The sequence below is a fragment of the Halobacillus litoralis genome, assembly GCF_009856445.1.
In the GTDB taxonomy this organism is placed as follows: Bacteria; Bacillota; Bacilli; order Bacillales; family Halobacillaceae; genus Halobacillus; species Halobacillus litoralis.
Genome location: NZ_WMFA01000006.1, coordinates 60,802 through 85,517, shown reverse-complemented (window position 1 = coordinate 85,517; position 24,716 = coordinate 60,802). Strand labels below are relative to the sequence as shown.

Annotated in this window: 20 protein-coding genes; 16 read left to right on the top strand and 4 right to left on the bottom strand. The window is 42.2% G+C overall.

What is annotated here, in order from left to right; all coding sequences use genetic code 11:
• Nucleotides 1-257: 257 nt before the first annotated feature.
• Nucleotides 258-1,445, top strand: a complete 1,188-nt coding sequence (locus GLW00_RS14745) for a NupC/NupG family nucleoside CNT transporter (protein WP_160915352.1) — start codon at nt 258-260, stop codon at nt 1,443-1,445.
• A 128-nt stretch (nt 1,446-1,573) separates the two neighbouring features.
• Nucleotides 1,574-2,998 (top strand): aldehyde dehydrogenase family protein, encoded by a 1,425-nt coding sequence (locus GLW00_RS14740; protein WP_160915351.1) that lies wholly within the window; start codon nt 1,574-1,576, stop codon nt 2,996-2,998.
• Nucleotides 2,999-3,820: 822 nt separating this feature from the next.
• Here the strand turns inward: GLW00_RS14740 and GLW00_RS14735 are convergent.
• Nucleotides 3,821-5,182 (bottom strand): MATE family efflux transporter, encoded by a 1,362-nt coding sequence (locus tag GLW00_RS14735; RefSeq protein ID WP_160915349.1) that lies wholly within the window; start codon nt 5,180-5,182, stop codon nt 3,821-3,823.
• Nucleotides 5,183-5,292: 110 nt separating this feature from the next.
• Here GLW00_RS14735 and murG point away from each other — a divergent pair, with 110 nt between their 5' ends.
• The 5 genes from murG (at nt 5,293) to GLW00_RS20735 (ending at nt 9,852) form a co-directional block, all read left to right on the top strand.
• Complete coding sequence (gene murG / locus GLW00_RS14730) at nt 5,293-6,369, top strand: undecaprenyldiphospho-muramoylpentapeptide beta-N-acetylglucosaminyltransferase (RefSeq protein ID WP_160915347.1); 1,077 nt, start codon at nt 5,293-5,295, stop codon at nt 6,367-6,369.
• A 197-nt stretch (nt 6,370-6,566) separates the two neighbouring features.
• Nucleotides 6,567-6,989 (top strand): ATP-binding protein, encoded by a 423-nt coding sequence (locus GLW00_RS14725; protein WP_160915345.1) that lies wholly within the window; start codon nt 6,567-6,569, stop codon nt 6,987-6,989.
• Nucleotides 6,990-6,994: 5 nt separating this feature from the next.
• Nucleotides 6,995-7,348, top strand: coding sequence for a hypothetical protein (locus GLW00_RS14720; protein ID WP_160915343.1), 354 nt, complete (start codon nt 6,995-6,997; stop codon nt 7,346-7,348).
• 319 nt (nt 7,349-7,667) lie between these two features.
• Nucleotides 7,668-8,693 carry a HelD family protein gene (locus tag GLW00_RS20740; RefSeq protein ID WP_237417532.1) on the top strand — a complete coding sequence of 342 codons (1,026 nt, stop codon included), beginning with the start codon at nt 7,668-7,670 and terminating at the stop codon, nt 8,691-8,693.
• 97 nt (nt 8,694-8,790) lie between these two features.
• Complete coding sequence (locus GLW00_RS20735) at nt 8,791-9,852, top strand: ATP-binding domain-containing protein (protein ID WP_237417537.1); 1,062 nt, start codon at nt 8,791-8,793, stop codon at nt 9,850-9,852.
• A 124-nt stretch (nt 9,853-9,976) separates the two neighbouring features.
• Here GLW00_RS20735 and GLW00_RS14710 read toward each other — a convergent pair whose 3' ends face one another.
• The 3 genes from GLW00_RS14710 to GLW00_RS14700 are packed head-to-tail and all read right to left on the bottom strand — an operon-like array spanning nt 9,977 to nt 13,688.
• The gene (locus GLW00_RS14710; protein ID WP_202412519.1) at nt 9,977-11,107 is read right to left on the bottom strand and encodes a Ger(x)C family spore germination protein; all 1,131 of its coding nucleotides are present in this window, start codon (nt 11,105-11,107) and stop codon (nt 9,977-9,979) included.
• Nucleotides 11,104-12,210: a GerAB/ArcD/ProY family transporter gene (locus tag GLW00_RS14705; RefSeq protein WP_160915341.1), complete on the bottom strand. Its 1,107-nt coding sequence runs from the start codon at nt 12,208-12,210 to the stop codon at nt 11,104-11,106. Before GLW00_RS14705 ends, GLW00_RS14710 begins: the two co-directional genes overlap by 4 nt.
• Entirely contained in the window at nt 12,207-13,688 is a 1,482-nt protein-coding gene (locus GLW00_RS14700; RefSeq protein ID WP_160915339.1) for a spore germination protein, read from the bottom strand. Before GLW00_RS14700 ends, GLW00_RS14705 begins: the two co-directional genes overlap by 4 nt.
• A gap of 192 nt (nt 13,689-13,880) precedes the next feature.
• Between GLW00_RS14700 and GLW00_RS14695 the strand changes: the two genes are divergently transcribed.
• The 9 genes from GLW00_RS14695 (at nt 13,881) to GLW00_RS14660 (ending at nt 24,664) form a co-directional block, all read left to right on the top strand.
• On the top strand, nt 13,881-14,906 hold the full coding sequence (locus GLW00_RS14695; protein ID WP_160915337.1) for a TIGR00341 family protein: 1,026 nt from the start codon (nt 13,881-13,883) through the stop codon (nt 14,904-14,906).
• 761 nt (nt 14,907-15,667) lie between these two features.
• Nucleotides 15,668-15,799 (top strand): hypothetical protein, encoded by a 132-nt coding sequence (locus tag GLW00_RS20825; RefSeq protein WP_272482820.1) that lies wholly within the window; start codon nt 15,668-15,670, stop codon nt 15,797-15,799.
• A 29-nt stretch (nt 15,800-15,828) separates the two neighbouring features.
• The gene (locus GLW00_RS14690; RefSeq protein ID WP_160915335.1) at nt 15,829-17,577 is read left to right on the top strand and encodes an ABC transporter ATP-binding protein; all 1,749 of its coding nucleotides are present in this window, start codon (nt 15,829-15,831) and stop codon (nt 17,575-17,577) included.
• The gene (locus tag GLW00_RS14685) at nt 17,574-19,601 is read left to right on the top strand and encodes an ABC transporter ATP-binding protein (protein ID WP_160915333.1); all 2,028 of its coding nucleotides are present in this window, start codon (nt 17,574-17,576) and stop codon (nt 19,599-19,601) included. The genes GLW00_RS14690 and GLW00_RS14685 overlap by 4 nt, the downstream gene beginning before the upstream one ends.
• Before the next feature lie 34 nt (nt 19,602-19,635).
• A complete protein-coding gene (locus tag GLW00_RS14680; protein WP_160915331.1) occupies nt 19,636-20,469 on the top strand; it encodes a S1C family serine protease in 834 nt (277 codons plus the stop codon).
• A gap of 368 nt (nt 20,470-20,837) precedes the next feature.
• Nucleotides 20,838-21,575: an RNA polymerase sigma factor SigI gene (sigI, locus tag GLW00_RS14675; RefSeq protein ID WP_160915329.1), complete on the top strand. Its 738-nt coding sequence runs from the start codon at nt 20,838-20,840 to the stop codon at nt 21,573-21,575.
• Complete coding sequence (locus GLW00_RS14670) at nt 21,572-22,780, top strand: anti-sigma factor domain-containing protein (protein ID WP_160915327.1); 1,209 nt, start codon at nt 21,572-21,574, stop codon at nt 22,778-22,780. Before sigI ends, GLW00_RS14670 begins: the two co-directional genes overlap by 4 nt.
• 71 nt (nt 22,781-22,851) lie before the next feature.
• On the top strand, nt 22,852-23,253 hold the full coding sequence (locus GLW00_RS14665) for a DUF1499 domain-containing protein (protein ID WP_160915325.1): 402 nt from the start codon (nt 22,852-22,854) through the stop codon (nt 23,251-23,253).
• Nucleotides 23,243-24,664: a dihydrolipoyl dehydrogenase family protein gene (locus tag GLW00_RS14660; protein WP_160915323.1), complete on the top strand. Its 1,422-nt coding sequence runs from the start codon at nt 23,243-23,245 to the stop codon at nt 24,662-24,664. Before GLW00_RS14665 ends, GLW00_RS14660 begins: the two co-directional genes overlap by 11 nt.
• The last annotated feature ends 52 nt before the right edge of the window (nt 24,665-24,716 follow it).

Sequence of the window (24,716 nt, the reverse complement as noted above, 5' to 3'; positions counted from 1 at the left end):
TTAAAAGCGTTTCTTTTTTATTGTGTACATGTGTATACTCATATGACAATTTTTAATTAAGGTTTTTGAAAGGGGGATAAACCCTTAGGAATAAAGGCATATTAGAGCATAGGACGACTAGCATGTCATGATTTGTTATTTATTACATACAAATAAACCTTGCATGACGTCTGACAACCTGATAAAATCCATAGTGGAATTACTTGATGTAAGCATTTTCATAAATACTTTATTTTACAATTAGGGGAGGACTTATTGTGGGTATTCTTTTAGGAATTCTTGCTGTTGCGATCATTCTTGGAATCGCTTTTCTAATGTCCAATGATCGTAAGAACATTAACTACAAAGGTATAGGGGTTATGATTGTTGTTCAGTTGCTAATTACGGCTTTCATGTTCAACACGACCATCGGAAAACTCATCATTGATGGAATTTCCGCCGGGTTCAACAAGCTGATTGAATTTGGAACAGTCGGTGTTAACTTCGTACTAGGGGGCGTAGAAGTAGGAGAGAACGGCGTTTTCTTCTTCAACGTGCTGCTGATCATCATTTTCTTCGCAACCATTCTTTCTGTCTTAACGTATCTTAAGATTTTGCCATTCATTATTAAATATCTTGGTTGGGGACTTTCTAAAATTACCGGTTTGCCGAAAGTTGAATCATTTAACGCGGTCAACAGTATTTTCTTCGGTCAGTCCGAGGCTTTGATTGCTATCAAATCACAGTTCCACAACTTGAATGATAACCGTTTGTATATTGTAAGTGCTTCCGCTATGGGATCTGTATCTGCATCTATCGTAGGTGCTTATCTTGGAATGCTGCCAAGTCAATATATCCTTGTGGCTCTTCCGTTAAACATGTTCAGTGCCTTGATTGTTTCATCCATCATCGCACCGGTTAAAGTTTCTAAAGAAGAGGACAAAGTTGATATTCAAGACGTTTCCAATGCGAAAAGCTTCTTTGAAGCTATGGGTAATGGTGCCCTTGATGGCGGTAAGATCGCTTTAATCGTTGCATCTATGCTAATTGCTTTCATCGCTTCACTTGAACTTGTGAACTGGGTGTTCGGAGCTGTATTCAACGGCTTTACACTTCAAGAACTGCTTGGTTATATCATTGCTCCAATCGGGTTGCTGATGGGTATTCCAGCTGCTGAAGTTGTTGATGCTGGTGCCATCATGGGTACGAAAATCGTAACGAACGAATTCGTAGCGATGCTTGAATTCTCTAACATGCTTGATAGTGTATCTGAGAAAACAGTTGGTATTGTCACGGTCTTCCTTACAAGTTTCGCTAACTTCTCCTCGATTGGTATCATTGCTGGTACTGTTCAAGGTATTGATGCGGAAAAAGGTGGACGAGTATCTGGTTTCGGTATGAAACTTCTTATCGGTGCCACGCTAGGTTCTATGCTTTCTGCAACAATTGCAGGATTATTCCTATAAAGTGCCGAAAAGTCTGAATGGAGGGTTTCCTCCATTCAGACTTTTTTTGTTTTCTTCTATGCGAGTCCTCCAACCGTTGCTCAGAAAATAGGAAAAGTTGTAGATTCTATTTCAAAGGAGAGAGGTTCATGGATCGTCATAAGCTCTATATTAATGGAGAATGGATAGACACTAATGATCAACTGGACGTATGGGACAAATACACTCAGCAAACCTTTGCTCAGGTGGCGAAAGCTTCTGAGAAAGAAGTCGATGCAGCCATTGAAGCAGCCATGCATGCGTATAAGAAGCATGCCATGTCTCCTTATGAAAGATTTGAAATATTAAAACGTGTGAGTGAACTACTGAAAGAGAACCAGGAGGAAATGGCAAAAGTCATAACGATGGAAGCCGGCAAGCCGATCAAACAGGCGTTAACCGAACTGGACCGTGCTTCTCAAACATTTGAATTGGCAGCAGAAGAAGCGAAACGGATCCATGGAGAAGGTGTTCCAGTAGAGGCTGCTCCAGGGTCTGAAAACCGTATGGCTTTCACGATCAAAGTTCCTGTAGGAGTTGTCGGAGCCATCAGCCCATTCAATTTCCCGGTTAACCTTGTCGCACATAAAATCGCACCCGCTATAGCGGCAGGGAATGCGGTGGTCTTGAAACCTGCAAGTAAAACACCGATATCTGCGCTTAAATTAGCCGGGTTATTTGAAGAGGCGGGACTTCCGAAAGGTTTTCTTAATGTGGTGGTAGGTTCAGGATCTACGGTGGGAAATCAAATGATGAAGGATGACCGGATTAACCTTTACACGTTTACAGGCAGTGCAGAAGTCGGGCTCAAGTTAAAACAAAATACAGGGCTGAACAAACTAATCCTGGAACTCGGAAATAACTCACCAGTTATCGTTGATAAAGAAGCGGATCTTGATGCAGCTGCAGAAAATGTGGCCGCTAAAAGTTATGCGTTTGCCGGACAGGTTTGTATATCTGTCCAACGATTGTACGTCCACGAAGAAGTCCGAGAAGAATTCCAGAACAAGTTCATTCAAGCGATTGAAAAGTTGAATGTAGGCGACCCGAATGACCCTCATACCGATGTTGGTCCTATGATCAGCGAAGATGAAGCTGATCGCGCCGAACAGTGGGTGGAAGAAGCGAAATCAGCAGGAGCCCAAGTCATCCACGGCGGTAATCGCGAAGCCGCTTTATTCCATCCAACAGTTTTAACAAATGTAAAGCCAGATATGAAAGTCGTCTGCGAAGAAATATTCGCTCCTGTTGTGAGCATCATTCCGTTCTCTGATCTTCCATCATGTATAGAGGAAGTGAATGATTCCCCTTATGGCCTCCAAGGGGGTATTTTCACGAAGAATCTTGATACCGCTTTTTATGCAGCGAGAAATGTGGAAGTTGGAGGTTTAATGGTCAATGATTCCTCGCAATATCGTGTCGACCTCATGCCTTATGGGGGCGTGAAAGATAGTGGCTGGGGTAAAGAAGGGCCGAAATACACGATCGAAGATATGACAGAAGAACGCTTAATCGTTCTTAACCTAAACCAATAACTATCGACCATAAACCAAAAAGAAGCGTCCTGACTCAGGACGCTTCTTTTTATATTCAAGATATGCTCCCTTTAGTGGAAGACTCAGTTTCGAGACTTTTGTTAGGTGGATGGGGGCTGCGGGAAAAGGTTCGCTTTCCATGGGGCGGGCGGTGAGCCTCCTCAGGCTACGCCTCCCGGGGTCTCACCTGTCCCACACGTCCTTTTGGTTATCCGGTTCCGGCGCCTAGCGGCTAGTGAGACTTCCCTCGCTTCTGTATGATAAGTCAACATCGAATCGCTACGCTCTCCGTGTTTCCTTTATCTCCGCCAGCTCAGTCCAGTCCATACACCGCTGACCAAGGCACCTCCACACTAAAGGATAGGAGTCTCACCTTTTCCCTTCGCTCCTTGACCTTATAAGTGTCTCGAAACCACTTCTAAAATGGTCAGCTTAAATGGTTGAGGGAAGTGGACGATTAGAACACCTGTATTCATAAGTAAGGTTCCAATTCTTTTACCCTAAGCCGGCATATAGCGTGTTGCATCAAGCATTTGCGTTTGCTAAACACCAATGAGGTAGAGTTTACATCATTCACTTCTGATAACCAAAGGAGCTGATTTTTTAATTTGTGGTTTCGAGAACCTTCGTTGGTTAAGGGGCGGAGGGGAATGGCGAGACTCCTGCGGGAAAAAAGTGCTTGGTGAGACCCCACAGGACGCAGTCCGAGGAGGCTCACCGCGCTCCCGCGGAAAGCGAGCTATTCCCCGCAGCCCCATCCACTTAACAAAAGTCTCGAAACTGAGTCTTCAAGAAACCTGCCAGTATGTTTAATAAGCTGTTCTAGGAAGTGGTACTTAATGGGGTGTTTCTTTTTTGGATGTACAACATACGGATGAGGAGGGTGATGGCTCCTGCGGTCAGACCGATGGTCAAGCTTAACCAGTATCCATAAGGACCGAGTGCCGTATAGTTCGCCAGCCAGTACCCACTTGGTAAGCCTATGCCCCAGTAAGAAATAAACGCCATGACAAGTGTAATGTTCACATCCTTATAGCCGCGGAGAATCCCTTGCAGAGGCGCACCGAAACCATCAGACAGCTGAAAGAATATAGCATAGATAATAAAATTCTTCGTCAATTCAATCACTCTGTCATCTGTACTGTAAAGTCTTGCAATGGCATCATCAAATATGAATAAGACCAGTCCTGCAAAAATGCTCATCGTTACAGCTGATGCAATTCCTAAATAAGAATACGTCCTCGCTTCCTTGTGTCTTTCTGCCCCAACTTCGAAACCAACGGCTATGGTTAAGGTGAAGGCGATACTCAATGGGACCATATAGAGAAGTGATGCGAAGTTGATGGCTGCCTGGTGAGCGGCGATCGTATTCGTGTCGTAAGCTGTCATGAAAAAAGTGACGGCTGCGAAAATACTCGTTTCAAAAAAGATGGCAAAACCGATGGGAATGCCAATCTTTAATTGTGCCCACCATTCTTTCCATTCAGGAGAAATCCATGATTGGAAGATCTTATATGTTCTTAGAGGGCGGATTTTGTGAATGATACTGACAAGGATAACTAATGATACCCAGTAGGTGAGAGCAGAAGCTACTCCTGCGCCGATCCCTCCGAGTTCAGGGGCCCCCAATCGACCGAAGATAAACATATAATTGAAAAGAACATTAATGGGTAGCGTCATAAGTATGACGGTCATTGAAACTTTGGTTTGCCCAAGGGCATCTACAAATGACCGAAGGATGTTGAAAACAAACAAAGGGACAATTCCAATCCCCAGTGTCACTAAGTAATATTTTGCGACATGCCGGACTTCTGGAGTAATGTCTAATAAAGACAAAATGGGATCCAGCAAAAAGAATCCAATGGTACCTATTCCACTTGCCAAAACAATGGACAAATAGATGCCTTGTTTGACGGAATAAGAAATCTCGTTTTCTTTCTTTGCCCCTTTTAATTGGGCAACAATTGGGGAAATAGCCATGAGAATGCCATTTAATCCTGTAAATACAGGCATCCAGATACTTGATCCTATTGCTACTCCTGCCAGTTGATCCGGCCCGGATTGCCCAGCCATAATCGTATCGAAAAAGTTCATAAGGTACATCCCGATTTGCGTAATTAAGATAGGAATGAGGATGATGCTGAACAATTTGATTTTTTCCTTTAATGTTTTTGTTTCATACATAGGCCACACTCTTTTCTGGTACAATTCTCTTTAGAGGAATACGAGGATTATAGCATAGTAACACATACAGACCTACTTAAGAAGCCCTCTGAAAGGACGTTGATTAACATATGAGTCAGAAACGAATTTTATTTACCGGTGGAGGAACCGCGGGACACGTGATCGTGAACCTTGCGCTTATTCCAGAATTCCAGAAACAAGGATATACCGTTGATTACATCGGTTCTTATAGTGGGATTGAAAGAAACTTGATCGAGCCTTTAGATGGAGTCACCTACCATGGCATCTCTACTGGAAAGCTTAGAAGGTACATGTCTAAGGAAAACTTTAAGGATCCTTTTAAAGTTTTGAAAGGATTAGCCCAATCTCTTCGCATCATTCAGAAACGAAAGCCTCAAGTCATTTTTTCAAAGGGTGGATTTGTTTCTGTACCTGTAGTCATGGCGGCTCGCCTGAAAAACGTGCCGACCATCATACATGAATCGGATTATACGCCGGGGCTCGCCAATAAACTTTCCTTCCCATTTGCGAAAAAAATTCTGGCCACTTTTCCAGAGACAATGAAACACTTGCCAGAAGGAAAGGGCGAATATATCGGAGCCGTTGTACGTGAGGAACTGTTTGAAGGAGACCGCTCTAAAGGTTTAGCTTTGTGTGAGTTTCATAAGCAAAAACCTGTAGTAATGGTGATGGGAGGAAGTACTGGATCGAAAAGAATCAATGATGCGATTCGTGGTAATCTGGATGAATTGCTTCAGGAAGTCCAGATTGTTCACATCTGCGGGCACGGGCACAAGGATACGTCCATCAATAAGCGGGGATACGCCCAGTTCGAATATGTTCAGGATGAGCTGAAAGATTTGTTTGCTGCTACAGACTATATTGTTTCTCGGGCAGGATCAAATGCCATTTTCGAGTTTTTAGCTTTGAAGAAGCCGATGCTTCTTATTCCTTTATCAAGAAAAGCCAGCCGCGGAGATCAGATTTTGAATGCAGACTCTTTTGTTAAACAGGGGTATGCGCTTAAAAGAGAGGAAGAGGAACTTACTAATGAAACATTAGTAAATGACCTCCGTCAACTCATTCATAATCGTAATCAGATTCTTGACTCTATGCAAAGCTATCAAAGTGAACAAACGAAGGAAAAAGTGGTGGACATCATTCAGAGTCATGAAAAGAATAAATAAGATCCGTACTCCTATAGTCAAAGATAGGCAAGGAGTAATGTTCTTCCGCCTGGAACTGGTATCGTTTTCCATTTTTATGAAAAAAACAGGACATCCCCTTTTAAGTGATTTGGATAAAGGGAATAGGAAAGTGAACAAATCCATTTGCTAAGTACAATGATTGCACATCATTGACTTAAAAGAGGAGAGGCTGAATAATGAAGGCATCTATAGAAGCCAATATCAGACATCCGAGAGAACTGAGAGATGTCCGACGCAAATATTCACCATATCTTTCCAAATACTACGGAAATGATCAACTTCTTGTGGATGCATCCATTACTGAAGCTGTAAGGAATGCATGGGTCCACGGCCACCATGAGAGGACAGATTATCCCGTCTTGTTAAAAATCCACTTTCTTCACAAAAGGTTGCTCGTCAGAATTTATGATCATGGAGATGGGTTTGACTGGAGGCCTTATCAGGTGACAGGTGATGTAAAGCACTGGTTCCCAAGTGTGGAAGATTTAGATGAGAGTGGACGTGGAATTACGTTAATGCTTAGAGTTATGGATGTTTTACGATATAATGAAAAGGGCAACGAGTGTTTGCTGATGAAAAAATATCTCAATCAGGAGTAGATTTCGTGAACACAAACATCTGTCGTTATTGTTTCAAAAAAATCCAGGACCGTGACCAGCTTGTCACAGCATCCAACTGGTTCAGAATACGCCCTTATCACTACCGTTGCTTCGAACTGTTAGAGCAGGACACAAGGACCATTGCAGGAGCGTGGACACCTATTAATGGGAGAGTAGGACTTGTGACTGTTTTTCTCATGCTTGTTCTTTCAATCGTTCTTCTTTTAACCGATCTTCTTGGGAGGATTGGGGATTTGGTAGGATTCCTGGCCTTATATCCTGTACTTTTGCGTATTCTTTCTTTCTTCATATTTGAAATGCATCTGCCAAAATATGTAGAAAATAAAAACAGACACTAGGCCCCTAATGTTAGCAGTTTAGTTTAGGTGTATGCGCAGGATAAAGCGCATCCTTAAACTAAACTGCTTTTTTTTTTACATAACGATAGAGAAGGATTTTTTTAAACGTAATTTTGAGGTGATTGAATGGATTACGTGACGTTTCACATTCATGATTTCAGTTGAAGCGCACAATTATGATTGCGCTTCCAAGGCGTGTGTGGTATCTTATTTATTCGTTGCTTCGAAAAACTGCATGATGGGCCAGCGCTCACGCGTCATTCCATTAGGTAAATGTTCTGTGAACTCTTCAGAACAAAAAGAAGGAGGAATGGCTCAAATGACGGAACGGCATCCGGAATTTGAAAAAGAATTGGATCGGCTTTCCTTTACGAAAACGTACATGGACAAACTGATCGCCTCACAGGAAACAGGTCAGGAATCACTGAAGAAGCGCCAGGAAGACACCCTTGAAAACCTTAGCTTTAAAGACAGCAGTCTTAGATATCAAGAAATGCTCTCTCATGCAAATTTCATGAAAATGTCCAAAGAACAGCTGGAGAACCTCAAACATCTACGAAATAAACCGTACTTTGCCCGCATTGATTTTCATCAGAAAGAAAAACCCGATCGAGAAATCTTTTATATTGGTAAGACGTCTTTATTTGACCGGGAGACTCAATTTCCTATTATCTTGGATTGGCGATCCCCTCTGGCCAATGTTTATTATGAAGGCCGCTTGGGAGAAGTGAGTTACGAAGCCCTTGGAGAAAGGTATGAAGGAGATGTTTCCCTAAAACGACAGTATCAGATTGAAGATGGTGAGCTGTTGGATTATCGGGATATCGACCTTACTACAAAGGATGAGTTGCTGCAGGATTCGTTAGCTCAAAATGCAGAAAAGCGTTTAACTGAAATTGTAGCAACTATTCAAGAAGAACAGAATAAAATCATTCGTGCAGACTTACGAAAACCAATCATTGTGCAAGGGGCTGCGGGGAGTGGGAAAACGACGATTGCTCTTCACCGGATTTCTTATTTTCTCTACACAATGAAAGAGATTTTCCGCCCGGAAGAAATGCTCATTCTCGCCCCTAACCGTCTGTTTATTCAGTACATATCTGAAGTCCTGCCGGAACTTGGAGTAGATCGAGCGAGACAGACCACATTTACCGAGTTTGTTCAAGAAGCTACCAGTCTTCATCTGCCGGTCATTTCCCAGCACGAGGTGCTCATGAATGTTGTAGAAGATCCTAAGAAACACAGCGTTATTCATGATGCGAGACTTAAAGGGTCCAAAATGTTCAAAGACATCCTGGATCGCTATCTGCAAAAGTGCAAAAGCCATCAATCGACTGTTTTTTGAGGAATACAGTTATTTTCCTTACGAGGTGCGCGTTCAAAAAATCAAGGCTGTTTTGCAAAGTGAATTACGAAGAAAAAAGAAGGAAATTTTGAATAAAATGGCTGTCAAATATGATGAAGCCCTGGATGATGCGCTTTATGGGATGAAGAATGCAGAAAAACGCAAAATCCGTGTTAGTTTTTTGATTACACGGAAAGAGGAGAGGCTGGATGAAATTAAAAAAGCAGCCAGGACAGCGGTCAATCGTTACATGAAGAAATATCCGGAAGTGGCTGTCTGGACACTCTATCAGCAGCTCTTTCAGGAAGAATGCTTTTCACTGGTTGCTGCTGAAGAATCTTCTGAATGGGAACAAATGAGAAAGAATACAAGAAAAGTTCATGCAAAAGGAAAGCTTTGTGCGGAGGATTTAGCTCCTCTTTTGTATTTAAAGACCTTTATCACCGGTCTTGACCCTGATGATCGTGCAAAGAAAGTGGTCATTGACGAAGCGCAGGACTATAGCTTTATGGAAATCTTCAGTTTGAGGAAGGCTTTCCAAACAGATTTGTTCACCATTGTAGGGGACTTGGCTCAAGGGATCTATCATTACCGAGGTTTAGAGAATTGGGAGACGTTACAAAACGAAATATTCCCAACCGCGAATTATCTTACTTTGCAGAAGACGTACCGCACGACCATTGAAATCATGAATTTAGCGAACAGCCTTTTGGATGATATGCCAGATGCACTTCCTAAAGCCGAGCCCGTCGTCCGACATGGGGATGTACCTGCTTTCCTTTATAGGGATGAGCATGCAATTAAGAATATCCATCCATTGATTAAAGATTTACTCGAAAAAGGGATGAATAACTTTGCTTTTGTTACGAAAACAAAACATGAAGCGGAGCAGTTAGCTCATGAACTTCCTTCATTTGAGATTATGGACGAAAACACGGACGTGTTAGGAGATCGCGTCATTCTCCCCGCCTATCTTGCCAAGGGACTGGAGTTTGATGTTGTTATTCTCTACTGTAATGAACATACGTATGAAAGAAATGAACTGGATCTGAAAATGCTTTATGTAGCTATGACGAGGCCTCTGCATCGTCTTTATTTGATTGGAAGGCAGCCGGAAGACTTTCTCCTTACAGATAAGGATGGACTTTGGACGCTTTAGTACTTCCCGCTTAAAAGCGCAGGAGTGGTTGATGCACACATCCAAAGTCCATCCTTGAGAATGCATAAATGGATATAAACCCTTGTGATAAGAAGGTGCAACATTTTTCACAAGGGTTTCTACATTATTCGGAAATGCCATAGCGAAGAAGTTTAAAGGATACATCAAAATCGACTTGAAGACTTGGGATTTGCTCCCGCCAATTTTCTTTAGTTACCCGATTCGTTCTGTTCTGGGTGTTGTACTTTGCACCGAATCCAACAGGATCGACTTTATTATCAATCAGCACCTGCAAGGTTTCTTGAAGGTGTTCTTTTATTTGTTTTGCAATTTCCTTTTCTAAAGTTTCTACAGCTTCTTCATTTTTTAAATCTATATCCTGTGTGATTTCCAACAAACGACCTTCCATTTTCAGTTTGAATGATTGTTTGGTTGGATCTCCTTTAGAAGGGGTAATGGCATGTTCAGAATTCAGCTCATGGATAGATACATGCAGAGCATTTTCCCCTGGTTGGTCGATGCTTTCTTTTTTGTGGTACTTCTCTAATGCGTCCTTGGGCAGTTGGACTTGAAATTGCCCATGGTCAAATTCTTGTTTCATGAGCATAATGTAGAACGTGTGCTCATGGGATGTCGTATGGACATAGCGGTCATCCTGGAATAAACTGATCCCGTTGATCACGGCTTTATCGTCTTCAAGTGTAAGTGATGGAAGAATGGGGTCTTTACCCGTGTCATAATAGTCATGCAGAAAGCTTGTCAATACAGCATTGGGAATCGCTTCTTCTTTAATGCTTTTTTTAATTAGCTCCTGAATATAATTCCCCGTGTTCGGGCGATCTTCGTCATTTCCTGATTTCAACAATTCTTCTGACGGAACTTCACTTGTAGCTAAGTAACCCATATCCGATATGGCAGCATCTCTTTGAAGGGTGTCCATATACTTCATCATCCCTCGTTTGGCCAGCTCGTTTTCAAATATTTCAAGTCTTACTTGACCGGAGACGAGTTGATGACTGGTGAGACGGCTTGTAGCAAATCGTATCCCTTTTGATGTATCTGCTTCTCCCGTAACGACCTGCGAGGTGCTTGTTTCCCCAGCATCAAATTGATACATGACAAGAGTGCCTCGTATCCTTTCATCTTCAGTCAAGTCATATCCAACAGCTGAAATGATACCTAATGTTTCTATATACGATTTGGGGATGCAGCCGGCCAAGAGGAATAGGACGACAAGAAGGGATGACCATTTCATGATGCATGCCTCTTTTTCATTGATTTTTTTAGTAGAACCAACACGTAAATCAATAATGGATAGACAAAAACAATCCAAAAACCAATTTGCCCCGTCCAGTCGGTCAGTTCGTTTAGCGCGACCCTTTTTTCTGCTGTGATCGAGGTTATGAATAAGAGAAAGGCTAATCCGTACAAGGATGGTTTCTTTGGTGCATTGAAAAGCCGATTTAAAGAATGGATGATCATCCATCCGAATAAAACGATATTCGGAATGATAACCATCATCCATAACGCCACAGCAATAAAATCAAATCGTTCTAATATGGAAAAACTTATGATTTTGAACAAAGATAAAGTGGCCCATACAGTGGACTTTAACTGATCAGGGCTGAAATAACCGATGGAAACAACGGTAACCAACAGGATGAGAAAAGTCGTAAAGAGTACACCTGCATGTGCTGGAAGGGCTGCTCTTTTTTTATCCTGGATAAACGGATAAACAAAAAAGAGAATCTCGAGTCCAAGCACGGAAAAAGTGACTTGCTGCACTCCCTTTAGCAGATCAGGAACAGGTGTCTGAAGCACGGGGAAGAAGTGTTCCCAATCCATATAGGTGATCGGTTTGTAGATGGTAAAGACAAGCCAGATGGTAAGAAAGAAAAAAACGACGCTTGTCCCTACGACCACTCTGAATCCGCCTAAAATACTATAAACCATGAGCGATAGTAAAAAGAGAGACATCAGCCATATCGGCATTTCAGGAAAGATAAATACCTGAACCACTTCAATGTAATTTTTAATGACCGTCAAAAGAAGCATGTAAATGTAGAGGACATATATTATGCCCAAGGCTTTCCCGATCCACACGCCAAACAAATCTTGCTGAATCCCAAGAATGTCGGCATTCTCATAAGATTTCAATATTTGGAGCATGATGAAAACTATCAAATGAAGGTAAAGGCCCGCTACCAATACTGAAATCCAGGCATCCACCCCTGCTTCCAGCACAAGTATTCGGGGTACCCCCATTAACCCAGCACCGATTTGTGAGGTATGGATGATAAAGAAAAGATAGAAAGCTTGAACGGTACGATCAGGATGAAAGGGGATATTCGTTTTCATAGACGGTCCACATCATTTCGTTCTCTCGCTTTTGACTCACTGTACCTCGAGTTGTCTTTGGTCATAAGAGCTTTGGAGCGTTTGGCGTTTTTTTGAAAAGGTACTCTGAAAATGGATTCATTGAAATCACTCCATTCAAATGGATAGATGGGGGCCAAATATGGACGTCCCAATGATTTCTGCTTTAATAGATGAATAACAAGGAAAGATAAGGCGAATACAATACCGATGATTCCCCAGGCACCTGCCAGAAGGATCATCGGAAAGCGGATGATTCTAATCGCTGTCCCCATTAAATAACTTGGGGCAGTAAAGGAAGCCAGAGCACTGAGTGCGATGATAATAATGAGAATGTTGCTCGTGAATCCAGCTTCTACAGCAGCTTGACCAAGGACGATTCCTCCAACAATACCCATCGTTTGCCCCACCTTTGTAGGCAAGCGAGCGCCTGCTTCTCTAAGCAATTCAATTAGGATTTCCAGTAAAAGAGCTTCTAAAACAGGTGGGAAAGGTACCGTCGATCTGGATTGTCCTAAGGATACAAGTAATGTGCTAGGGATGATTTCATAGTGAAACGTCAGTGCTGCTACATACATCGGTGTCAAAATGATGGACAAAGCCATAGAAACGAATCGAAGCAGCCTTATGAAGCTCCCCATATTCCAGCGCATATATAAATCTTCCGTCGACTCAAAAAAACTGAAGAGATTCATCGGTCCCAGCAACATGGTCGGGCTTTTATCGACCATAACCCCTACACGACCTTTAGAAATGGCATTACAAAAGCGATCGGGCAGTTCCGTGAATATCAACTGAGGAAAAACGGTACTTGAGGAATCCTCTATCAATTGTCCAAGGACACTCGTGTCTTCAACTTCAGAGATATTTAAATCCTGAATCCGTTGTCTCATAGTGTTCACATTCTCTGTATTGGCAAGAGACTTCAAGTACACGATACGTATTTCCGATTGAATCCGTTCGCCAACAATCAACTTTTCCGTAACGAGGTCTGATGTGTCTAGACGCCAACGGATAACATTCAAGTTCGTCATGAGGGATTCAGTAAACGACACTTGAGGACCGAAAACCAGCGACTCTGTTTCTGCACGGTTTAAAGCACGGTGTTCTTGATTTGGCAGAGCGAATAGCGTGGCTTCTTTTTCACTTTCAATGTAAATACAGACACTCCCGTGAATCATCTGCTCTATGATGGCATCCATTTTGTTCTCTTGTTTCGTGGAAGCTAGAGGGATTTTATTCATCAGTCCCTCGTTCGACCAAGGATGAGTAGATCTAGTGATAATTTCTAAAATTTCATCCTCCAGCTGTTCTTTGTTTACTTGATAATGAATGAATTGGACAATGATCGATTGACCTTCATGATTAAACACTTTTTGGACAAGGTCCGGACTTTGATTAAGTAAATCTTTGGATGACGACAGAAACTGTTCTCTCTTCATCGGTAGTAGGAGAGACATCAAGGAACCCCCTTTCTATTCTTCTCTAAGTAGAATTAGTATGTGGAAAATAGGAGACATTATGAAGGAGATTCAGTACATCTCCATCTGGAAAAGGGAGCGGAGGGACTGGAGTTATCAGAATCACCCATAGTTTAGTGTTCTTTTAATACTTCATAGCTTATACAGAATGGTTGAATAGAGGTGAACAGCATGAACTTGCAATTAATTGAAGTGTACATTCCTGACCAACACTTTGAATCCATTGATGAAAAGTTGAAAAAGTATGATCATCGTTCATATTGGGTGTCAAGTGAATCAGAAGAACGTATGCTTGTGCGCATACTCGTCCAAAAAAATGAAGTGGAAAAGATCCTTAATTATTTGGAGGAAGTTTCTAATGTGGTGGAAGGGTTTGAGACCCTGTTAATTCCTGTCCAAACTTATATATCTAAAGAAACCATTCATGAAGAAACCAAAGAGGAAAAGGAAAAAGAAAAAGAAGACGACGAAGAGGAAAAGTCCCGTTTGCTGCGAGCAAGTCGCCATGAATTAATGAATGCCGCTGAAAAAAACAGCCATATTACAATGAATTATTCCTTACTTATCTTGCTATCAGCTATTGTAGCAACTGTCGGTATCATTAAAGATAGCGAAGCGGTTGTTATAGGGGCTATGGTGATAGCCCCTATGATTGGTCCTGTCATTTCCGTTGCATTTTTTGCTATTCTGGGTGATTATAAAGGACTTGGGCAGTCAGCGGTTAGTTCATTATACGGGGTAGCCATCGTATTGTTTATTTCCATAGCCTTTGGTTTTTTTACGGATGTCGGAATGGAGAACGCTCAATACTTGGATAGAACGAAAGTGACCTTGATAGATATTCCATTGGGAGTCGCTTCTGGTGCTGCTGGAGCACTAGCTTTTTTAAATCGTTTATCCGGAAACCTGGTGGGTGTAATGGTTGCTGTAGCCTTGCTCCCGCCTTCTGTAGCTATGGGAATGTCGATCGGCGATGGATCGATGGCAGCCGCATATGGTGCATTCTTGTTAGTGACGGTAAACATCATGTCCATCCTCCTTGCTGCCGTCTCCATCTTCTCGATCAGCGGTATCCGACCTGTTCGGTGGGAGGAGGTTCAAAGAGCGAATGTCTCCCGTCCCCTCTCCATCGTATTCGTTATCGTCATCGTCCTCATCCTAGCCATTGTCATTCTTGAAGGCCAGAACATTATCTGACTAAAGCTCCCTTTTCTTGAAGACTCAGTTTCGAGATGATTGTAAGGTTCTAGGGGCTCCGGGAAAAGGTTCGTCTTGCTCCATCGTCCAGACACTCGTGTCTACCAGGACGATTCCGCATTTGAACACTTTCCATGGGGCGGGCGGTGAGCCTCCTCAGGCTACGCCTTCCGGGGTCTCACCTGTCCCACACGTCCCCTAGGCGGGCGTATAGTGTCTTGTATCAAACATTGCCGTTTGCTAAACGGCAATGGGGTAGAGTTTACATCATTCACTTCTCATAACCATACAAGCTAAGTTTTCCAGTAGTGGTTTCGAGACTCTGATATAGCAAAGGGGCGAAGGGGAATGGCGAGACTCCTGCGGGAAAAAAGTGCTTGGTGAGACCCCACAGGACACAGTCCGAGGAGGCTCACCGCGCTCCCGCGGAAAGCGAGCTATTCCCCGCAGCCCCCATCCACTCAACAAACGTCTCGAAACTGAGTCTTCAAGAAACCTGCCATATTGTTTAATAACGACTGTTTGAAAATAATGGTTGATTTAAAATTCAGAAAAATATATAATATATAATCATTGATACAAAAAGGAGGTCACGATGATGGAAAAGCAACGTCTTCAATATAAAGACAACTTCATATCGATCGTGACTGAAAGCCGTTTGTTTATCTGACAACTTGGACTCGTATAGAAGAAACAAGGTCACGTAGATACGTGCCTTTTTTTATGTGTGAAAGCATACGTCAAAGGACGTATGCTTTTTTGTGTCTGAGAATAGAAGTCGGTTACACGACCGATTTTTATATAAATTGAATGAGATGATCAGAGGAGGAATCAAGATGGTTCACTACATGGAAAAGAAAGAATGGAACGAAGATTGGAAAGAGAGCGGCTAGTGACTGTTTAGTAGAGAGGGTGGTAAACGATGTTTAGTGTATTATTCAAGCTGAGCTGGTTTTTTAAAATTTATTGGAAGCGGTACACATTGGCGATTATAGCATTAATTGTTGTAAGTATGATTGATCTGATCCCTCCAAAACTTGTGGGGATGGCGATAGACGAAATACAATTCCATTCGTTTACAAGAGAACGTCTATTGGAATTGCTGCTCCTTTACGGGGGCATCATCATCTTGAGTTATACCATTTCCTACTTATGGGATTACACGCTATTCAGTGGTGCAATGATGATGGAAAGAACGATGAGATCCCGGTTAATGAATCATTTTCTGCGGATGACTCCCACTTTCTTTGGAAAGAACCGTACGGGGGATCTGATGGCGAGGGCAACGAATGATTTGAAAGCTCTGACGATGACGGCAGGTTTCGGTATACTGACACTGGTCGATTCGACCGTGTTTATGATGATGATCATTGCTGTTATGGGGTTTACGATAAGTTGGCCGTTGACCTTTGCGGCGTTGATTCCTTTGCCGATTATGGCTCTTGTGATGAAACGGTACGGCAAAGTGATTCATAAGCGTTTTACAGAAGCACAGGAATCTTTCGGAGAAATGAATAACCAAGTTCTTGAATCTATTCGGGGAGTTCGAGTCATTCGAGCTTTTGTGCAAGAAAAAAATGATGAACGCTCATTTAACCATATGACCACGGAGGTTTACGACAAAAACATAGAGGTAGCCAAGATTGATGCGCTATTTGAACCGACCATAAAAATATTGGTGGGCCTTTCTTATACGATCGGATTGGGGTACGGAGCGAACCTTGTCTTCCAAAAACATATCACCTTAGGGGAAATGGTTTCGTTCAATGTTTATCTAGGAATGTTGATTTGGCCTATGTTCGCTGTGGGAGAACTGATTAACGTTTTGCAGCGTGGAAATGCGTCTTTGGATCGTGTACAAACGACGCTTGACTATGAGCCAGATGTAAAAGACCCTCAGTCACCTGCCTTCCTTGAAGATCCAAAGCAGGTGGAGTTTAAAGGATTGTCTTTTCTTTATCCAGGGTCTGAGAAGAAAAGTCTTGATGACATTCATTTAACGGTGAATCGAGGGGAGACCGTTGGAGTTGTAGGGAAAACAGGAGCAGGGAAGACGACGTTGTTCCGTCAGCTTCTTCGTGAATATCCTGGGGCTTCGGGGCGTCTTGAGGTGAACGGTGTTTCTATAGAAGACCTTAGTCTGGATCAGACAAGATCCTGGATCGGTTATGTCCCCCAAGATCAGGTTCTGTTCTCAAAGACAATCCGAGAAAATATCCAATTTGGTAAACCAGGGGCCTCCGATTCTGAAATTAACCGCGTGTTGGAACTTGCTCATTTTGAAAATGATATTCAACTTCTGCCTAAAGGGTTGGACACAAAAGTCGGGGAAAGTGGAGTTACGCTATCGGGTGGACAAAAACAAAGGGTCTCCATCGCCCGGGCGTTCATCATGGACCCGGAAATTCTTTTGTTGGATGATGCCATGTCAGCCGTTGACGGGAAAACTGAAGCAGAGATTCTTCAACACCTAAGGAGAGAACGAAGAGGGAAGACGACGTTCATCGCCGCTCACCGACTGTCAGCCGTAACCCATGCAGATCAGATTCTGGTCCTTGAGGATGGGGCAGTTATCGAACAGGGGACGCACGAAGAACTTGTTGTAAATGGTGGATGGTATCAACAGCAGTATGAACATCAACAGTTGGAGAGCCGGGAGGTGGGACGATGAAAAAGTCGACGGAAAAACAGCTGTTTCAGTATGCGTGGCTATTCCGTAAACGTATATTCATTGGTTTGGTTTGTTTAATTATCGCCGTTGCTTTAGAACTCACCGGTCCTTTCATTGCCAAAAGGCTGATTGATCAGCATATCATTGGAATTGAAAATCAATGGTATCAGGTTGAAACACAAGATGATCATACCGTAACGTACAGAGGAAATATATATAAACGCTCGGATCGAAAAGATGAGTCGGATGAGATCGTTCAAACTCGGACCATTTTACAAGTGGATCGAAACTATTACTTCACAGAAGAACAAGTGCCGGTGAGTGGTAGTCGTCAGTGGCAGGATGGGGTTCTGACTATTAAAACGTCAAACAATATGTATGCTGTAGGTGCTGAAGAATTAGAGGTTCAGGAATTGTACAGCTTTTTTCTACCTGAAATGAAGTCCATTTATTGGCTACTCGGTTTATATGTAGGGTTATTGCTCATAGCATCTGTTTTTCAGTTTTCCCATATTTTTTTGTTACAAAAGTCTTCCAATAGAATTATTAGGAAAATGAGAGATGACCTTTTTTCACACATTCAGACACTGCCGGTTCAATTCTTTGTTGATCAGCCGGCAGGGAAAGTAGTCGCTCGTATAACGAATGATACAGAGTCGATCCGTGAATTGTATGTAAAAGTGCTGGCGACATTTGTGACGAGTTTTTTTTATATGAGCGGTATTTATATTGCGTTGCTGCTCTTGGATTGGAAACTCGCTTTGTTGAGTTTATTATTAATCCCGATTTTACTAATTTGGATGAAGCTGTTCAAAGGGTATGCAGGAAGGTATAACCAAGTCATCCGCTCCACCGTCAGTGACATGAATGGCAATATTAATGAAGCCATCCAGGGCATGTCAATCATTCAATCCTTCCGGCAGGAAAAACAGACATCAGCTGGGTTTGAAAGCTTGAATGAGCGTCACTTCACCTACCAGAGGAAATTGATCAGGCTTAATGCTTTAACATCATTTAATCTCGTGAATGTATTGAGAAATCTCGCTTTCGTAGCTTTTATCTGGTACTTCGGAGCAGGTTCCATCGGTCCTGAAGGAATGGTTACGGCAGGAGTACTTTATGCATTCGTTGATTACTTGAACAGACTCTTTCAGCCCGTGACCGATCTCGTCAATCAGTTGCCTCAGCTCGAGGAAGCACGAGTAGCTGCAGGGCGTGTCTTTGAAATTCTTAATGAACATGGGGAGCCTGTCAAGAATAACCCAATTGGACGATACAATGGGGAGATTCACTTTGATCATGTGACGTTCGCCTATGAAAAAGGCAACGATGTGCTAAAAGATCTTTCATTCAAAGTAAAACCTGGAGAGACAGCGGCCTTCGTCGGTCATACCGGTTCAGGTAAAAGCTCTATCATGAATCTGTTATTCCGTTTCTATGATCCGCAGCGGGGAGCAATTCGTATTAATGGAAAGTCGACGAGCGAGTGGTCTAGACAACAAGTTCGCAGCCACATGGGCACTGTCCTTCAAGACCCTTTCATTTTTAGTGGGACGATTCTGTCGAATGTGACCATGAATGATGAGCGTATTTCCCGGGAAATGGCCGTCAAAGCGTTAGAAGCTGTCGGTGCTGATCACTTTGTAGGGAAATTACCCGGAAAATATGATGAACCCGTTAACGAAAAAGGGGATACCTTGTCGATGGGTGAAAGGCAGTTGATTTCCTTTGCCCGGGCGTTGGCTTTTGATCCTGCCATTTTGATTTTGGATGAAGCAACAGCCAACATCGATACGGAAACAGAACAACGGATACAAAAAGCATTGGAAGTCTTAAAGAAAGGGAGAACCACTTTGGTGATTGCTCATCGATTGTCTACTGTCCAGCAAGCCGACCAAATTTTTGTCCTGAATCATGGTACAATAATGGAGCAAGGGACCCACAAGCAACTGATTCATAACAAAGGTGAGTATTATCGCATGTACCAAATGCAGCAAGGTGCTGCAGGTATAGAAGCGGTATAGAGGTCTCAAAACTGCTGACATGGAGGCAGGTTTCATGCATGAGCAAGAATACGAAAAAAAAGACATCATCGATGAAGACCTGTATGAAGAAATAGATGATGAAGAACTATATGAACTCGTTCAGGAAGAAAAGAGAAAAGCATATGAACGGGAAAGGATAGAGAAAGAACAGCGGAAGGAAAAGCGTCCTTTCCCTAAGTGGATATTTTGGTTGATCGCTTTCATGATGGTCCTGAATATCGTCGCTGTCCTTCCGAATACATTCTCTATACCGGCGATTGACTTTCTTATGACTTCTGCAAAACTTTCGACAGATGAAAAGGTGCAGACTTATAAGGAATCCGTTGTTGTGGTTGAGGCAGGACAAAGTAAAGGCACCGGGTTTGCTTTTACCGAAGACGGTTATATCCTTACGAACCATCATGTGGTTGAAGATGAAAAAAGAATTTCTGTTGGCTTTCCAGATGACGGGCTTTTCGACGCTGAAGTCATTGCCTCTTTTCCAGAAGTCGACCTTGCTGTTCTTGATGTCGAAGGAGAAAACCTTCCTCATTTGGAACTTGCTGATGAAGCGGTTTTCGATGACCGTGAACATGTGTACTTCATCGGGAATCCTCTCAAGTTTACGGGGATTGCCAATGAGGGGAATGTGATTGGATATAAACAGTTGTCTGATTGGGACCAACAAGTTCTAATGCTTGATGCGCCGATATATCGAGGGAACTCAGGAAGCCCGGTCATCAATGATCAAGGAGAAGTGATTGGTGTAGTTTTTGCAACATTACATGATGATGATGAGGGACGGGTCGGCCTGGCGGTACCTATAGATTATTACTACGAACAGACCGAAAGAGGAAACCTCCCCTAGGGTTTCCTCTTTTGATTTTCTTGCAATGGATCATACGGTATGTCATTCATTGCTCTGGTGGGTATATATGCCTATAAATTCCTTATTTTCGACTACTATAATTCCTTGTATACCTTGGAAGAGTCTTAGGTCTTATTTTTTGAAATGGTTATTTAATAAAATGTAACCCCTATGAAGTAGACCGTTCAGGCGTTGTTCAGTAAAATGGTCATGGTCGAGGACAATACCTTTTTCCCTGACCCAATAACTGCAAACTTCAGAAATTTTGGTTGATACGATTTTGTAACACAATTGAAATAATCTTAAAAAAGACACCCAAAAAATATAAGCCATAATCGAAAACATTAATAGGCTGGAGGTGATAAAGGTTGATCAAACGTCTTTTTCAAAAAGCAGATCCCTCCCTGGATGAACAAGTAGCTTCAGCCAAACAGGGAGATGATGATGCACGTAATGAAATGCTGAAACAGTATCAACCTTTCATCGCCAAAAGTGTTTCTGAAGTTTGTAAAAGATATATAGACCCTAAAAAAGATGATGAGTTTAGTATCGGTTTGCTTGCATTCAATGAAGCCATCCAATCTTATTCCTGTGATAAGGGCAGTTCATTTCTTTCTTTTGCAAGACTTGTCATTAAGCGGAAAGTGATTGATTACATTCGGAATGAACAAAAACGTGTGCAAGTCACTTCTCTTGATGAGGATTTCCATGATGAAGAACAAATGGAAAACCCTGTCGAAATTTCAGCAGCCAAGGAGAAGTTTCAATTGGAAACGGAAGCTTGGCATCGTAAAGAGGAAATTTTGGAATTTCAGGCTCAGTTGCAAAAGTATAAGCTTTCATTTGAAGAGCTGATTGAGGCTTCTCCAAAACATAGAGATGCTAGGGAATCCGCGGTTCAGGTGGCCAGGCTCGTTTATGAAGATGAGTTTTTATGTTCGCAAGTCATTGATAAAGGACGTTTACCGATCAAGGACTTGGTCGATCGTGTTGATGTTAGTAAGAAAACATTAGAACGGAACCGTAAATTCATTATCGCCTTAGTTCTCATCCTGAACGGGGATTACGTATATCTTAAGGATTATCTGAAAGGGGTGGGTATGTGAAAAAAGGTATTGTCATGGAACAGCAGAATGAATATATGATTGTCATGACTAGTGATGGCAAGTTTCATAGAGCTGAAAAGGTTGACCATGTAGATATTGGGATGGAAATCCAGTTCAGGACAATCAGTGAGCGTGAAGTCCTGCATCGATGGACTCAAGTGTTGCGTAACAATTATACGCGGGCAGCTGTTGTAGCCATTATCTTTCTATTAATGGTCTTCCCTGTATTCTCGTGGTATGGCAGCAATCAGGCGTTTGCCTATATGAATATCGATATTAATCCCAGTGTTGAACTTGAATTGAATGATCAAATGAAAGTCATAGATATCATCCCTCAAAATGAGGAAGCTGAAAAGATTGTTTCCTCTTTAGAAGATTGGAAAAAGAAAGATGCATCCGAGGTTACCTTTGAGTTGATTGAATTGAGTCAAGAGAAAGGGTATGTCAATGATGCGAATCAAGTCCTCATTGGTATCAGTTATTTAAAAGAACAAGAGAACCAGAAGTACGCGGAAGAAATTGAAACATTTCTCATGAATAAAGCGGCGAATATAAGCGTTGCTACTTTTCTGGTCCCGAAGGATCTACGAAGGGAAGCCATTGCTCAGAAGGCATCTGTCAATGAAATGGTTGCAGACAGAATAAAGAGTGAAGAAAAGGATCAGACAGGAGAATCAGAACTCCCTGTTCACGTTGAAGATGATGATCGAGAAATTATACAATCGTTTTATAAAGAAGAATCATCTGAAGAAAAACAGAAGGAAGTTCTAGATTCCGAAGAGAAACCCACGGCTCCTCCGGCTGTAAATGTAAAACCTGAAAACCAGAGTGCGAAGAACCGACAACCTGAACAAGAGGGTCAAAAAGGGAAATCCCAAGCTCCGGGTCAGCAAAAAGAAAAGCAAAAGTCTGAACATGAGGAAAAACACATAGAAAAGAAAGACAACGAGAACAAACACATAGAAAAGAAAGACCACAAGAATAAACATAAAGAAAACGAAGATAAAAAAACGAACAGTAAACATCAGGAAAAACCCAAAAAGCCGTCTCCTAAGCCAAACAAGAAAGAAAAAGGCCAAGAGAAGGGTAAGGGGAATGGTTCAAAACATAATCATAAGAAGGATGAACGAGAAAGAGGAGGATCAAAAGGGAAAGAGAAACCTCCTCAAGGTAACGGAAATTCTTCGAACGGAAAGCACTCCTAGACAGTTGGGAGTGCTTTTTTGTTGAAGAAGCAGGGAAGATAAGGGTATCGTGTAGAAAAGGAGGAGTAATGATGAGTAAACCATATATAGGCGTTAAGAACGGGAGACTCTCTGAATGCCCGACGTCTCCAAACTGTGTCAGTACTCAAACAGATCAGGAAGAAAAGAGAATGGATGCTTTGGTATTTACCAAGGACTTGGAAACCACAAAGTCTTTGATAGAAGAGATTTTAAGTGAGAGACAAAGAACGACGATTGAGACAGAGAACGAAAATTATATCCATGCTGTAGTTGAATCCAAGTGGATCAAATTCAAGGACGACGTTGAATTTTATTTTGATCAGAAGGATGAGGTCGTCCATTTCAGGTCTGCTTCAAGAGTGGGATATTCCGACTTCGGAGTCAATAAAAAACGAATGGAAGCCATATCCCAACATTATGATTCAATGAGGAGAGAAACCCATGACGTTTGATTATCAGATCGTTGTTATAGGTGGCGGTTCTGGTGGGTTAACGGTAGCAGCAGGTGCGGCAAGTTTTGGTGCTAAAGTAGCTCTTATTGAACGGAAAAATGAACTTGGCGGGGATTGTCTTCATTATGGATGCATGCCTTCGAAGGCATTGATTCAAGCTTCTAAAGAAATAGAAGATGCATCTAAATATACTCAATTGACGGAAGATGATTACGAAAGTTTTTTCACATCAGCGATGGAACGAGTATCTGAAGCTTTACAAGATGTCCAGGCACATGATTCCAAAGACCGCTTTATCAACCTGGGAATTGATATTTATGAAGCAGAAGGAAGTTTTCTAGATGAACATACACTGCAGGTAGGAGAACAGACGATCACCGCTAAACGTTTTGTTATAGCTACCGGATCTTCCCCCGCAGTCCCTCCTATTGATGGTTTAGGCGAAGTGGATTACTTAACAAATGAAACCATATTTTCTCTAAGGAAAAAACCTTCTTCCATGGTGGTGATCGGTGGAGGAGTGATTGGAGTAGAACTGTCGCAGGCCATGAGTCGTCTGGGTGTAGAAGTGACAGTAATTGAAGGAAGTGAACAAGTTTTATCCAAAGAGGATAAGGAAATTGCAAATCTCTCCCAACGATTGTTATCAGAAGAGCTGAATATTTTAACAAATACTAAGGCTGAACGAGTCGAGAGAGACGGGAAACAGGTGAAAATTCACTATACGAAAGACGGGGCTCAAAACAGCATGACTGCCGATACCATCCTTGTAGCGGCTGGAAGAAAAGCGAACATCGGTAGGCTTGGGTTGGACAAGGCAGGTATTGTATCTGAGAAAGGTTCGATCCAAGTGGATGCAGCTTTAAGAACGAATCAGAAACATATCTATGCTGTAGGTGACTGTAATGGCTCAATGCCGTTCACTCATGTTGCAGGAATGGAAGGGAAAATCGCTGTATCCAACGCGGTTCTGGGCCTTTCTAGAAAAGCTTCTTATGAAAAAATCCCGTGGGTTGTCTACACAAACCCAGAGATTTATCATCTTGGTTTGACCGAACAAGAAGCAAAAGAGAAGTATGGGGAAGATTTATTAACCTTTAAAACAAAATTAGCTGATAACGATCGGTTTATGGCCGAACGGAAAAAAGAGGGTCTTGTAAAAATTTTGACAACGAATCGCGGGAAAATCGTCGGAGCTCATGCTATTGGCGACGGTGCTGGAGAATGGATGCAGGAAGTCGGGACCGTTCAGGCCCTCAATAAGAGGTTTCAAAGCATCTCGAATGTTATACACCCTTACCCGGCTAAAAACAATGTCGTTTCTCAAACCGCAGACCTGTATTGGCGAGAGAAACTGTTCGGAAGTAAATGGAATGATCTTATTCGCTGGTATGTGAAAAAATGGAGATAAATAAAGGATCCAAAAATGCGTAGAGAAACGTTTCTCTACGCATTTTTTCTAT